The 13,055-nt window shown below is 48.1% G+C and carries 9 protein-coding genes; 3 read left to right on the top strand and 6 right to left on the bottom strand.

The genetic code is table 11. The features are described 5' to 3' along the window. Positions 1 to 222: 222 nt before the first annotated feature. The 5 genes from ACO0LN_RS11165 to ACO0LN_RS11145 form a co-directional block, all read right to left on the bottom strand. A complete protein-coding gene (locus ACO0LN_RS11165; RefSeq protein WP_422973696.1) occupies positions 223 to 549 on the bottom strand; it encodes a hypothetical protein in 327 nt (108 codons plus the stop codon). Between the two features lie 60 nt (positions 550 to 609). Then, positions 610 to 1,041, bottom strand: a complete 432-nt coding sequence (locus ACO0LN_RS11160) for a hypothetical protein (RefSeq protein WP_422973694.1) — start codon at positions 1,039 to 1,041, stop codon at positions 610 to 612. Positions 1,042 to 1,271: 230 nt separating this feature from the next. Next, positions 1,272 to 2,630 carry a TrbC/VirB2 family protein gene (locus ACO0LN_RS11155; protein ID WP_422973692.1) on the bottom strand — a complete coding sequence of 453 codons (1,359 nt, stop codon included), beginning with the start codon at positions 2,628 to 2,630 and terminating at the stop codon, positions 1,272 to 1,274. A 124-nt stretch (positions 2,631 to 2,754) separates the two neighbouring features. Beyond that, positions 2,755 to 4,092 (bottom strand): TrbC/VirB2 family protein, encoded by a 1,338-nt coding sequence (locus tag ACO0LN_RS11150; RefSeq protein ID WP_422973691.1) that lies wholly within the window; start codon positions 4,090 to 4,092, stop codon positions 2,755 to 2,757. A gap of 25 nt (positions 4,093 to 4,117) precedes the next feature. Next, complete coding sequence (locus ACO0LN_RS11145; protein ID WP_422973689.1) at positions 4,118 to 4,267, bottom strand: hypothetical protein; 150 nt, start codon at positions 4,265 to 4,267, stop codon at positions 4,118 to 4,120. 1,311 nt (positions 4,268 to 5,578) lie between these two features. Between ACO0LN_RS11145 and ACO0LN_RS11140 the strand changes: the two genes are divergently transcribed. The 3 genes from ACO0LN_RS11140 to ACO0LN_RS11130 all read left to right on the top strand — a co-directional run bounded on the left by ACO0LN_RS11140 (position 5,579) and on the right by ACO0LN_RS11130 (position 11,507). Beyond that, positions 5,579 to 7,870, top strand: coding sequence for a pre-peptidase C-terminal domain-containing protein (locus ACO0LN_RS11140; protein WP_422973687.1), 2,292 nt, complete (start codon positions 5,579 to 5,581; stop codon positions 7,868 to 7,870). A 638-nt stretch (positions 7,871 to 8,508) separates the two neighbouring features. Continuing rightward, the gene (locus ACO0LN_RS11135) at positions 8,509 to 10,554 is read left to right on the top strand and encodes a putative bifunctional diguanylate cyclase/phosphodiesterase (protein WP_422973685.1); all 2,046 of its coding nucleotides are present in this window, start codon (positions 8,509 to 8,511) and stop codon (positions 10,552 to 10,554) included. 236 nt (positions 10,555 to 10,790) lie between these two features. After that, entirely contained in the window at positions 10,791 to 11,507 is a 717-nt protein-coding gene (locus tag ACO0LN_RS11130) for a hypothetical protein (RefSeq protein WP_422973683.1), read from the top strand. 328 nt (positions 11,508 to 11,835) lie between these two features. Here ACO0LN_RS11130 and ACO0LN_RS11125 read toward each other — a convergent pair whose 3' ends face one another. Then, positions 11,836 to 12,855: a DUF6891 domain-containing protein gene (locus tag ACO0LN_RS11125; protein WP_422973681.1), complete on the bottom strand. Its 1,020-nt coding sequence runs from the start codon at positions 12,853 to 12,855 to the stop codon at positions 11,836 to 11,838. Between the last annotated feature and the right edge of the window lie 200 nt (positions 12,856 to 13,055).

Below are 13,055 nucleotides of genomic sequence, written 5' to 3'. Positions count from 1 at the left end.
AGTAATTCGATGGGGAAAGGTAACAAACTGCTGACTTGGCTTAGGACTTGGGCATACTTAAAGCATGCAAATTCTTAGGCGGTCATTCTCTCTTAATTTTGCTGGCTCCTGTATTTTTATGCAATGCCAAATCCACAATATTAAGAATGGAATTCAATTTACCAGCGCCATTGAAATATATTCGACAGAATTTTCATCAAAACAGAGAATTTTGCACGGCCATTATTTACCCATCCACTTCTTCAGAAAACGCTTTTTCAATGCCGCCCGCTCCTGCGGAGTACGCCCCTTTTGATTGGCACCAATCTCAGCAGCAGCGGCCATGTCACGCGCAGAGTGGTAGGAATGCCCGTCCTTACCCATCTTCCATACATTGCTGACTTGCCTCTCCAGCATAGGCAAATGTGCATCCAGCCCTGCTGGTGTTGCACTGACAAGTCCCACACGTTCAGTGCTACGCCAGCGACTGTGCCAGCGCTTTTTTTCTTCCTTCTCGCTTTGGCAAACACAGTGGCCCCAGACAGGTTTTTTACGGCGGCTGTTACTCATGAGCTCATCTCACTCCTCAATTTTCTGATAGCTGGTTGCAGTAAGTCCGAACTACACGCACTACCCGCCTGACTGTATAGTCCTGTAGCAATCAAGAAATCCGCCATCACTCTTGATGGCGAACGATGCTATTTCTTGCAGCGTCCAGATCGCAGAATAATTATCATCGACAACTCCGGGCAAGAAACTGATGAGCCGAAGCGCGAATGCACTGGCATCATTCACCCCTTTGTTGGAACTAACCCTGCGCATCTCGATTGCCAGCGATACGCCTGGCATGCCCTTGAGTGCCTCTGTGACGCTGGCTATGTTTTCAGGCTCATACTCAGTGAGCATGTCATCATAAAAATAAATAGTCAGGGTATAGTCTTCTCTATACGGGTATCGCCATGTCTGTTTTACATAATCAATGGGACTCGCCATGTGATCAATTACCTTATCAACAAACTGACGGTCTTGAGTACGAAGATGGACTATGATGGATTCTGCCATGGTGAGTTTTTCTGCTTGTCAGTGGGTACGATGGGTAGGTACGATGGTAGGTACGATTAGCACAGCGTAATCGTACAAATCGTGTTCACATCATATCGCCATTTTCAGGAAAGTTTTCTCGGCATCCCAATGACGTCAATGTTTCTTTTTGGGATCAGACTGTATATACAGTCTGCACACCATGCGTACGATTACGCTGCGCTAATCGTACCTACGCGGGCTGCACGGGCTCAACGCAATCCCGGTAATTCCGCGTGAACGATTGACTGCATTTCAAACCATTCCCTACCATTTTTGTAAGTGTTGTCTGAAAAACTGTGATTTGGTTTCCAGAGCAAATTCAAGGACATCTTTTGCTGGTCGAAGCTCGCATCAGCAAGAGTGAAATCTGTGTTCATGTCCGAGAAAGCTTTCGGCACTTTGAAATTGACGATCCAGGCAAGCATGGGTTTTCCGCTAAAGTCTCGCTGCTCTATAAGAAATGTATGCAAACCCCTGGTTTGTAGCTCCCCAGGCAGGATTGATAGCCAGGAATCTTCACGTTTGATAATACTGTACACTTTCATCAGATCAAGTTTGTTTTCGTCTGCAGTACCAGGCAAGCAAGTGGCATATGAGTTTGAATACTTGATGTCGTCCAGAGTGCAGTTGGTGAGTGAAGTGATAGATTCACGTTGTTTCTCGTATCGAACTTTTCGAGGGTCGCCCTGACTAAGTTCTGTCTCGGCAAACCGGCCTGTTGCAGGATCGCCGAAAGTGGCAACTACAGGAATGTAATGAAATGGCATTCTGTATGAATAATTCTGCTTAGGCCCTTCATCAAATAAATCAGGTCTGTTCAAGGCTTTGCGCAAGAAATCAATCATCCCATATTTGGGCTGCGACCCCAGACAATAACCACGGCGAAGTGAAAGGTCTTTTCTATGCGCGATTTGAACGCCATCGATGACGCGTTTGACTACAATATCAACTGTCGATGTGCGAACCTGATACTTTGGTATGGAGCCTATCATCAGAGGTGCCGCATATGTCACGACAACGTCAATAGCATCCAGGCCGGGTAACTCGTCTGGTGCTCTGGGATCAACACTCACATCTTCGGGCAGCTTTTTCAGATCAAGTACCAGTTCAGATGGCAATCTGCCGATTTTTTCTTTTCCAACGACTACAACCGAAATTTTTTCTTTGCCAGTCAGCGCAATATTGAATTTTTCTTCTCCTTGTGACAAGCACTGCTGTACCATATTCTCTTGTGTAGTGGTATATGCCTGATCTCTCTGCTCCGTTTCATCCCGGCTGTCCTTGGTCCATTTCACGAAAAAAACTACTCCACCAAGCAGAACGATCCCGACCCCGATTGCGCCGAATGCCCGCCAGATAACAATGAGGATCAGCAGCGCAACAATGCCAACTACTCCCAAAACCATCCAAATAATTCCATATACGGCCCCGACCATTACCCCTTCGGCATAAGCTGGCGCGGCAGCACACATAGTCAGGCCGGCAAGCACTGCCATGTAGATCATTTTTCTGGAATTAGTTTGCAATAATCTTTTACCGAAGTTCAATACCGTCCCCTGTTTTTTCATACTGGATATCTTCTTTTTTTCGGATGATAGGAGTTTTCTTAAAAACGCGAAACAGAATACTTTGTGTTTTGCATTGATGAATCATGAACAGCTTGCGGCAATGCCCGCTATCGCCTGCGCAGGCTCAACGCAATCCGGGTAATTCTGCGTGAACGGTCGATTGCATTTCAAACCATTCTCTACCATTTTTGTAAGTGTTATCTGAAAAACTGTGATTTGACTTCCAGACCAAATTCAAGGACATCTTTTGCTGGTCGAATTTGGCATCCGCGAGAGTGAATCCTGTATGCAAGTCGGTGAAAGCTTTCGGGACCTTAAAATTGACGACCCAGGCAAGCATTGGTTTCCCGTCAACATCTCGCTGCTCTATCAATAATGTATGCAAGCCCGTGATTTGTCGCCCTCCGGGCAGGATTGCGAGCCAGGAATCATCACGCTTCACAATGCCGTATACGTCCATCAGGTTCAGTTTGTTTTCTTCTGCTGTACCAGACAAGCAGGTGGCATATGAGTTTGAATACTTAATGTCGCCGAGGGTGCAATTGGTGATTGTGGCGATGGAGGTACGTAACATTTCATATCGAACCGTTCGGGTATCGCGCGAGCTAAGTTCTGTCTCGGCAAATCGGCCTTTCACTGGATCATCAAAAGTGGCAACGACTGGAATGTAGTGAAATGGCATTCTGTATGAGTCATTCCTCTTAGATCCTTCATCGAAAAAGTCAGGTCTGTTCAATGCTTTGCGCAAGAAACCAATCATCCCATATTTGGGCTGAGGCCCCAGACAATAACCACGGTCAAGTGAGACATCTTTTCTATGTGCGATTTGAACGCCATCGATAGCGCGTTTGACTACAATATCAACTGCCGATGTGCTAACCTGGTACTTGGGTGCAGGGCCAATCATCATAGGTGTCGTGTATGTCACGATAACGTCAATAGCATCAAGGCCAGGCAACTCATCTGGCGCTCTAGGATAAACACTCACATCTTCGGGCAATTTTTTCAGATCAAGCACAAATTCTGGTGGCAACCTGCCAATTTTTTCTTTTCCAACGACTACAACCGAAGTTTTTTCTTTACCGGACAGAGCGATATTGAATTTTTCTTCTCCTTGTGACAAGCACTGCTGCACCATATTCTCATATGCAGTGGCATATGCTTGATCTCTTTTCGCTCTTTCTGCACGATGCTCCCAGGTCCGTTCCACAAAAAAAACTAATCCAAACAGCAGGACAATTCCAACTGCTACTGTGCCGAATGCACGCCGTATAACAATCAGGATCAACAGAGCAACAATCCCAATTATTCCAAGAACTAAAGAGAACAATCCAGAGACTGCTCCCCCCATTCCCCCTTGCGCAAATACTGGCGACATCCAGCACAGAGTCAGCACGGCAAACACTTTCATCTGAGTGATTCTCGTGGATTGGACATGCAATAATCTTGTATTGAATTTCAATGTGACTCCATGTTTGTAATACCACTCACTTCATATCTAGCACATGACGACGATTAAAAATCTGAGTTTTTTCTCTAAATGATAAATCGTTTGCTGTCATTCTTGTCGATTCTTCTTCCCGCTGCAACGCAGCTTGCACGATACATGCTGTATAACCCGCATCAAGAATCACCATGCTCAATCTATTGCCGTTCTTGTACTTGTCGAATACGGTTAAAACTTTTTCTCCTGATCTGAAAATCACATGCGGCGCATTGTAATGCGCCCTACTTCACGGTAATTACCTGATTTTCTTGTTAGTGTTTAGCGTAGAAAAGACTCAGGCAGTAGGATGCGCCGCGCGCACAGCTTTCTATGAGGATTGCGGTTTATCGAAGATGGTGCACATGGCGCACCCTACCAATGCGGCGGCTCTTGCAAAGTGCCCGAGGCCCCGGCAATTATCTGGCCTGCTTGCCGCTTGCACTTAACGATGCGACGCGATGCTTTTTGATCCACGTGCATATGCTACCAGCAGCCTAAGTATGTGGTGAAGTTACGCATCGTTCTTCGCAGATTATCACAATGATGATATCTACCACAGCCATGTTAATTCGACTTTTTCCCTCGGTGGCTGATGAAAACAATACTTGTCATCGCCGACATACCGATGTTTTATCAAAACCAGAAACTGCACATTAAACAAGCACGACCACACACTTGCATGCTGTCTTTGTTTTTACCCGAAAACGCTGCTCAAGCCACCGCATTGAGTACATCACCCGCCCAAAAATTTAGAGGCCAAATTCTAATTCTGCGCGTATTTAGTTGATGTGATTCACGCAAAAAGCAATCCGCCAAAAACCTGTATCACAACATCCATTTTTGCCTGTTTTTTTTACATAAACGACCGCAAAAAATGCGCAAACCGGCACAGGAAATGGGGATGCATATGCACTTTTTGCGACGGTTCTGTTGCAATTTCACAACCACTTTCTACTGCTTACACATTCCTTTTCAGTAATGAAAGTATATCTTTTCCTCTATGAAAATAAGTTTTCATCAATTTCAAGGTAAATGATTAAAAAAATTTGTCTATACATAAACACTTATTGCTTTTGACATATTGTTAAAGAATGTCAATAATTTGGCTCTGTTACAAAATGGCAAACTGGTATTGAACAATTCCAGTGCCTATAAAAAATTCGGCAGTGACTATCGTCTTGCGCGGCTGTTGCCATGCGCAAGTGGTCTTACTATTGCCTGAAAGAATTGTTGTGTGGGGAAAATGATCAATTGCCTGCATGGCAATGTGGGACGAAGGGCGGGCCTCGCGCAGCCTGCCTGGGTGTCTCTGGATGTAGGGTAAAAGTGGTGCGGATACACCGCTTTTGTCTGTGCATCCATCCCTGTTTTGGGAAGAATGGGGATGAGTACTTAGCCAGACCGACGCCGCCAACAAGCTTCGGTCACATACTTCGTATCAAAAAAAACAAGGAGAGAAGTAATGCGTACCAGCAGTAACCTACAACTACTAACCGGCATTTCCATGGCCGTTGCCATGCTGTTCAATACGGCACAGGCATCTGCCGAACAATGGGCGCCAACAGCGACCAAGGCAACCAGGATACCTACAACGGTATCGTCAAAGTCAGTGGCAACGCTGATGCAGGCGGGCACACCAACGCAGATTTCGGTTGCCCTGAAGCTGCGCAACAAGGCTGAGCTTGATGCCATCACCACCGGCATTTTGAACGGCAAAAACGTGAAGACGATTTCGAATGCCGAATTCATGAACCGCTTTGCACCGACCACAGCCCAGGTGCAATCGGTCGTGAATTACCTGAAGGCCAGCGGTTTCGTCAACGTCACGGTGTCTGACAACCGCATGCTGGTGACTGCAGATGGTGCGGCAGCAACGGTAAAAACGGCGTTCAACACTGACCTGCAAACCTTTAGCATCGATGGCCGTACTGTGCATGCCAACACGACAGATGCACAGATACCGCAATCGCTGTCTGACATCGTGCTGGCTGTGCATGGTCTGCAAAACGTGCACACCTATCGCACTCACCTGGTCAGGCCCAATGCCAATACACTGGCAAGCACCGGGCACAATCCTACCGAGTTCTCGGCGATCTATAACGCCAGTGGTCTGCCCAGCGCTGTGAATGCCACCATCGGCATTATCACGCAAGGCAGCATGACACAAACCATCAAGGACTTGAACACGTTCACAAGCAAAGCCGGTTACCCGACTGCGAATGTGGAAACCGTGACGATAGGTTCACCCAGCACTGACACTTCCGGTATCGGTGAATGGAATATGGATACGCAAGATGCGCTGGCAACTGCAGGCGGCACGATCAAAAAGATGGTGCTCTACACAGCCAACACACTGAACCTGACTGACATCACGGCAGCCTATAACCGCGCAGTCAGTGACAACGTAGCCAAGGTCATCAACGTGTCTTTGGGTATGTGTGAAAACGATGCGCAAAATGGTGGTATCACGGCCAGTAATGACCAGATATTCCAGACAGCGGTGGCACAGGGCCAGACTTTTGCAGTCTCGTCCGGTGACTCTGGTGCGTATGAATGCGGTGGCCCAGGTACATCACAAAGCTATCCATCGGCTTCACCTTATGTGATCTCGGTCGGTGGTACCTTGCTCAATACTTCGGGCACAACCTGGGTATCTGAATCGGTATGGTCTTGCACCACGGCGGCAAATTGCCAGGCATCTGCCAGCGGTGGCGCCGGTGGCGGGCCATCCCTGACAGAATCAGCACCTAGCTGGCAAACAAGTTCCGGCGTTCTGGGTTCTTCTACCAAACGCGGCACGCCAGATATCTCGTTCAATGCTGACCCTGCCAGCGGTGCTTTGGTGATCGTCAATGGTTCCAACCAGCAGATCGGTGGTACCAGCCTGGCGGCACCTATCTTCACCGGCTTTTGGGCTCGTGTTCAGTCGATGAACAATAACAGCCTGCCCTTCCCTGCTGCTGCGATCTATCAAAAAGCAGCCAGCACACCGGGCATGTTCCACGACGTCACCACCGGCAGCAATGGTGGTTATACCGCCAAGGCAGGCTGGGATTATGCCAGTGGTTTTGGTAGTCTGAACATGGCTAACTTTGCCGCCGCCATGGGTTCCACACCGCCACCACCAAATGTACTGGTCAAGGATGTACCGATCACAGGCATCAACGTGGCAACAGGTGCCAACCTGGTCTATACCTTTGCAGTGCCAGCCGGTGCCACCAACCTGAGCTTCAAAACCACAGGTGGCACAGGCGATGCTGATTTGTATGTACAAGTGGGTTCTGCTCCAACGACCACGACCTACCTGCAAAAGTCTGATGGTTCTACCAGCACTGAAACCGTGACTATCGCATCACCAACAGCAGGCACATACTATGTCTTGCTGAATGGTTATACGACATCCAACGGCGTCAACCTGGTGGCAACTTACCAGACCGGCACACCAGGTAATGTATTGAACAATGGCGTACCAGTCACAGGCATCAGCCTGGCCTCTGGCGCATCATCGGTCTATACCTTCGTGGTACCTGCTGGCCGCCCAACAGTGACATTCAAAACCAGCGGTGGCTCTGGCGATGCTGATCTGTATGTCAAACTGGGCTCTGCACCAACGACCTCGTCTTACCTGCAAAAATCTGATGGTGCCAGCAACAATGAAAGTATCACCATCAATTCACCAGCAGGCGGCACTTACTATGTCATGGTCAAGGCCTATAGCGCGATCAGCGGCCTGAGCCTGGTAGCAACGGACTAAGAACCTGTACACGATCTGTAGCGAGCGGGCGTCAGCGAGGAGAAGAGCAACGCAAATAGCGGAATGTCTCGAGTACATGAGCATGTTGAGCAGCACATGAACCTCGATCACGCCCGCGCAGTAAGATCGTGAACAGGTTTAAGGCACGTCCTGATTTGATTGAAGAGTAACGGCATTAAGGCCCCGGGGTAACACCTGGGGCCTTATTTTTTGGTGTTTGGGTGTTTGCGGTGCTTCAAGACCTCGCACCACATTGGAGAGAAAGCTGTATGCGAGCAGACTACGTTACTTAGGCGTTTGGCATGCCACGCGCATTCACTGCATCACCACCGGCGCACAGAAGCACAGAGCAAGGTCGCGCATTAGCTCCTGCATCGCAGAAGATGGACGGGTGTAGATGGATGGGGCAATGCGCCGTTCGTCCATTGAATATGCGGTCGCCTGACTCGTTTCTTATCATTCACTTAAAATACATTATCAAAAACTCCACATGCCGGGCGTCAGTATTTTTTCGGCATCTACATTTCTCATTTGCAGTAACTTTGTTGAGGCGTCCATTTAATATCCCAACAGTTTCTTAAAAAGATGGCGATCTTGTTTACAGAAAGTAACAGAGAAATCGCGTGAATTGACATATTATGAAACGTTATCAGGCGAATGTGTGTGCGGCTATGTTGGCTTTTAGAGTGCAAATTTGGCAAGAAGTTCTCCGTAATCATCCCAGAGGCCTGGTAGTGAATACGGCTGCAATTCTTGGCGTTGCAGCGATCGTCAACCCATCGGCATCAAATTGGTTTTGGTGGTGGCTAGTTTGGTCCCTTCTTTACTCTGGCTTCCGCGTCGGCTGGTATTTCTACTGCCGCAAGCATGTCAACCAGCACCCCGACTTGCCGGTGCCCGAGCACCAAATCAAAATTCATCATGTTCTCGTCGTGGGCTCGGCAATAGTATGGGTCATCGTCGCATGGATGGGCTTACCTGTTTTTGCAGCCAAGGATAAATTTGCCATTATCATCATCCTTTCGGCACTCTCAGGCGGTGCAACGGGCTCACTTGCCTCCCTGCGAAGAACCGGGAAAATCTACATCGGACTATTGATTATCCCCGCATGTATTCGAATGCTGATGCTGGACGACCCCAGTTTTATCACCATCGCTATTTTGGGTTTTATATTTGCCTGGGTAATGATAAGCAGCCACGAAAATAACTACAGGCTGCTTGAGCGTTCATTATTTTTATCCATGCGCAATGAGGATTTGATACAGCAGTTGTCGGGTAAAAATGCAGAAATTACAAAAATAAATACCGAACTGGAGCAGATCGTAGAAGAGCGGACAAAGAAACTCCAGTACCTTGCCAATTATGACCTATTGACCAACCTGCTAAATCGTCGCGGAATAGCAGAAGATTCGTCCGAATCAGATAGTGCCCTGCAACACCAGCTTGTTTTATTCATTGATCTTGATCGCTTTAAACAGATCAACGATGGATTAGGGCATGACTGGGGCGATCTCTTACTGCAAGCGGTATCCCAACGCCTGGCAGAATTGGTGGATGAATTGGCTTTGGAGTGGGGATCAAAGAGACATGCGGTTTGCCGATGGGGAGGTGACGAATTTGTAGTCACCCTGGTTGGACCAGAAGTCTCAGACGGACGCACATCGGCTGCATGCAAATATCTGCAAACCATGTTGTCCCAGCCCTTTCAGATAAATAGTCGCCAACTCCAGGTAGGGGCTAGCATCGGTGTATTTGAAAGATGCGCCTATTCGCTTGCAAAACTTTCTGAAGCAGTGGGTTACGCGGATATTGCAGCATCAGAGGCCAAGCGTTTGGGACGAGGCCGGGTTGTTTTCTATTCAGAGATACTGTCCGACATACAGCGACGAAAATTGGCACTGACCATCGCCCTGTCGCAAGCGCACATGGACGGCTCACTAAAGCTCGTGTTTCAACCTATCGTATCTGCTTCTTCAGGCGAAGTCGTCGCATTTGAAGCCTTGCTCAGATGGCATTCTTCAGAATTCGGCCCAGTTTCTCCCGTAGAGTTTATACCCTTGGCTGAAGAATCTGGTCACATCTTAAAAATAGGAAATTGGGTACTAACGCAGGCCTGCAAAGAGGCGCAGCTATGGCGACAACAGCGTCCGTCCGCAATAGCGCCAAAGGTAGCTGTCAATACTTCCATCAAGCAACTGATACAGGCAGATTATGTCAATGAAGTGCGAACTGCCTTGAAAAACTCTGGCCTGCCAGAAAATCACCTCGTCATTGAAGTGACCGAGAGTGTATTTGACGAAAGCAATATGGATCAGACATTAACAACACTCTCGGCTTTACATAATCTGGGCGTAGAAATTCATCTGGACGATTTTGGCACTGGCTATTCGTCATTGTCGCGCTTACGCGAGTTCCCTCTGGATGCTATCAAAATAGATAAAAGCTTTGTGATGTTTTCAGACGAAAAATCGATGGCCGTCATTGAAGGCGCACTTTTGATTTCACATAAATTTGGCTTGCGGGTTATCGCCGAAGGAGTAGAAACGCACACGCAATTAGATAGATTGCGCGATTTGGGCGTTGACGAACTTCAAGGCTATTTATTAGGTAAGCCTTCAGAGATGACCCTAACGCATTTCATCAAAGAGGATGAGGTGAGTTCGCCTCATAACATGGGCAGGTAAAGGTAAAACAGAGGCATCGTGCGCTTGCATACAGTGGCGCTGAGTCAAAGCCACTTCTTCGTTTGTTGATGGATTTCCATTCCCGCGTCCTGTGCCAAGGTCATCCCGGTGCAGGCCCGTACCCATCTTAGCAAAAGCCCTAAAGATGAAGTAACAAGCGGTTTGTGGGGTGCGTTATAACTTCCCCTGCAAATACGCAGCACAGCTACACAATACCAAGGGCGTGAATGAGCAACATGAATTTTGCAATCGAGACGAAGTATGAACACGGTGGCGGCTATGGCATCAATAAAGGTGAATTGCTGTACGCGCTGAGGAAAAAGAGTAAATTAACGATGCTCAAGATCGTCATCCACGATGTCTCGCTGTGGTCTGTACTGGTTGACCTGTTTTTCTGGGGGCCGCTGCTGTGGAGTCTGATGCTGTATCCTGCTTTTGTGATCCTGGCTCTGGTGCTGCGCAATTTCATCGACATGCCAAATTCAGACATTAATATGTACGCTGTCTCACTGGCCTATGCGACTGGCGTCTGGCTATCGCTGCGCAAGCAAACCCCGGTGCGTGATTACATGACCAGGAAGCAGCATGCCGCCACCAAGACCCTGCATCTCGATTGCAGCCAGAAGCTGCTGGTGGCAGAAGAAGCCTATCGGTTTTTCCCCGCAAAAAACCGCGTAGTGACCGTGCCTTTTGAGCATATGTACGCCTCGGTAACCTGGCAGCAGGCCGATAAAGAACGGGCGGATGATGATAGCTATCTGGATTCCGTCAGCATCTATCTCAGAATCAGACGCAACAGCCGCCTCGACATGGACTGGGCCAACAAAAAAATCAGCGACCCGGTTTTTTATCATCAGTACGATAGTAGCGATGCCACGCAGAATGCGCAAGCCAGAGCGAAGTTTGATGAAGTCATGGCTTTGTTTGCGGATTGTGGGATAGGGCAGAAATGAGATTGCCCTATTTTTTGGATGGGCTTACCAAACGATAGACCACACAAGAAACACAAAGAAAAACCGCTGCCATCAAATGACCCGCAGTTTGTAGGGTGCGCCATGCGCACCGTTACGGCAATGCAAATAAATACAACGGTGCGCACGGCGCACCCTACCAATCCACAACATTCATCGTGCATGGCACCGGCATCTTCCCACTGCATGCAGACATCTCATGCGGCGCATTGCATTGCGCCCTGCGTCACGATCACATCATGAATAGCTTGTGATTGCGAGACAAATGCGGGCAATAGCTCTTCTGATTTTAAGAACAAGACCTCATGATCTATGATGTTCTCAATTTTCTTTGCCAAATCATCCGGGGAATACTGATTCTTTTGTTTGTGTCGCCATCCCATTCCACAAACAAGCCATGAGATTGCAATGTTGTTTTGATGATTTCAGCGACCTCCAACTTCCCCTCTTCGGTGTCACGCATGTCGCCAAAGGCAAGAAATATGCCCTGCCCAGCAACCGCCCTCTCTACATCTTGCCCATGATAAAAACAATATCCACGGTAGGTTCCCGGCGGCATTTTTGAGTGAACTTCACTGACGTCTTCATGGCCATCACTCGTCGTATATCCAGCGTTGTGGATGGCGATGATCAATTTGGAGTTCAACTCATCGAAGGCGGTATCAAGCCTGTCGCAATCCGTTGTATCGGGCCATTTTCGCTCCTGCTTTCTCTTCTCGGAAAATTCCCGGTTAATCAATGCCCGCATGTCTGTTTCATCGACATCATCTTCCAGGATATCGTCAAGCATGTCGTTGACGCGGTTTGCATCATAAAACCCCGACCAAACCCATGCATGGATAGCCTTTGCAATATAGCGCTCATTGTCGTTCTGGTTCACATTGTCCATTTCTGACATTTCCGGTAAGAGTTCATCCTCTGCTTGTATCTCGGCTGAAGGCTCGGGTGTGGGCATATTCAGTCGAAAGATTTCACCATTGAGACTATAGTCACCAAGCGTAAAGAGCCGGGTGAGAATCAGATCGACTACATTGGCAAGCTCGGCAGGTGCTACTGAAACAAACGACCACGTAGCATATTTCATTGGTTCCCAAGAGAGCAAATTTGCCTTCGGTAGCAATTGAATGATGTCATGTAGATCTTGTTCTGGCGAATGACTCAGGGGGTAAGCGACGTTTAACTCTGTAGGAGTGACTTGCGCCCACACATCACTCGCTCCTGCAACCTCGAAAGATGCACACAGAACAGCGCTGTTCTTTGAAGTCGCCTGGGCATGATTAAAGACCTCGCGGACGAGAGGAATAATTTCAGCGATTTGATCTGCACTCATGGATAATTCACAGTTGAAAATGGCAGGCAAGGATAGTATGTAGCTTAGCAAGTTAAATTATAACTTGAGTCCTGGCAATACATCGCGACAGGCATGCAGGCATCTCAGGCGGCGCATTGCAATGCGCCCTGCGTCACGGTCATATCGTGATCTGCTTATGATTCCCCATCGGGGAAACAAGATACTTACGCGCCGCAATC

The sequence above is a fragment of the Undibacterium sp. TC9W genome (assembly GCF_049339865.1).
Lineage (GTDB): Bacteria > Pseudomonadota > Gammaproteobacteria > Burkholderiales > Burkholderiaceae_D > Undibacterium.
Note: the sequence above shows the minus strand (reverse complement) of the source record. Positions and strands in the feature narration are given on the sequence as shown.

What these genes read in the sequence shown, in the direction of transcription:
- ACO0LN_RS11165 (WP_422973696.1), bottom strand. Translation starts at nt 549, where the DNA reads ATGAGTAACAGCCGCCGTAAAAAACCTGTCTGGGGCCACTGTGTTTGC.
- ACO0LN_RS11160 (WP_422973694.1), bottom strand. Translation starts at nt 1,041, where the DNA reads ATGGCAGAATCCATCATAGTCCATCTTCGTACTCAAGACCGTCAGTTT.
- ACO0LN_RS11155 (WP_422973692.1), bottom strand. Translation starts at nt 2,630, where the DNA reads ATGAAAAAACAGGGGACGGTATTGAACTTCGGTAAAAGATTATTGCAA.
- ACO0LN_RS11145 (WP_422973689.1), bottom strand. Translation starts at nt 4,267, where the DNA reads ATGGTGATTCTTGATGCGGGTTATACAGCATGTATCGTGCAAGCTGCG.
- ACO0LN_RS11140 (WP_422973687.1), top strand. Translation starts at nt 5,579, where the DNA reads ATGCGTACCAGCAGTAACCTACAACTACTAACCGGCATTTCCATGGCC.
- ACO0LN_RS11135 (WP_422973685.1), top strand. Translation starts at nt 8,509, where the DNA reads ATGAAACGTTATCAGGCGAATGTGTGTGCGGCTATGTTGGCTTTTAGA.
- ACO0LN_RS11130 (WP_422973683.1), top strand. Translation starts at nt 10,791, where the DNA reads ATGAATTTTGCAATCGAGACGAAGTATGAACACGGTGGCGGCTATGGC.
- ACO0LN_RS11125 (WP_422973681.1), bottom strand. Translation starts at nt 12,855, where the DNA reads ATGAGTGCAGATCAAATCGCTGAAATTATTCCTCTCGTCCGCGAGGTC.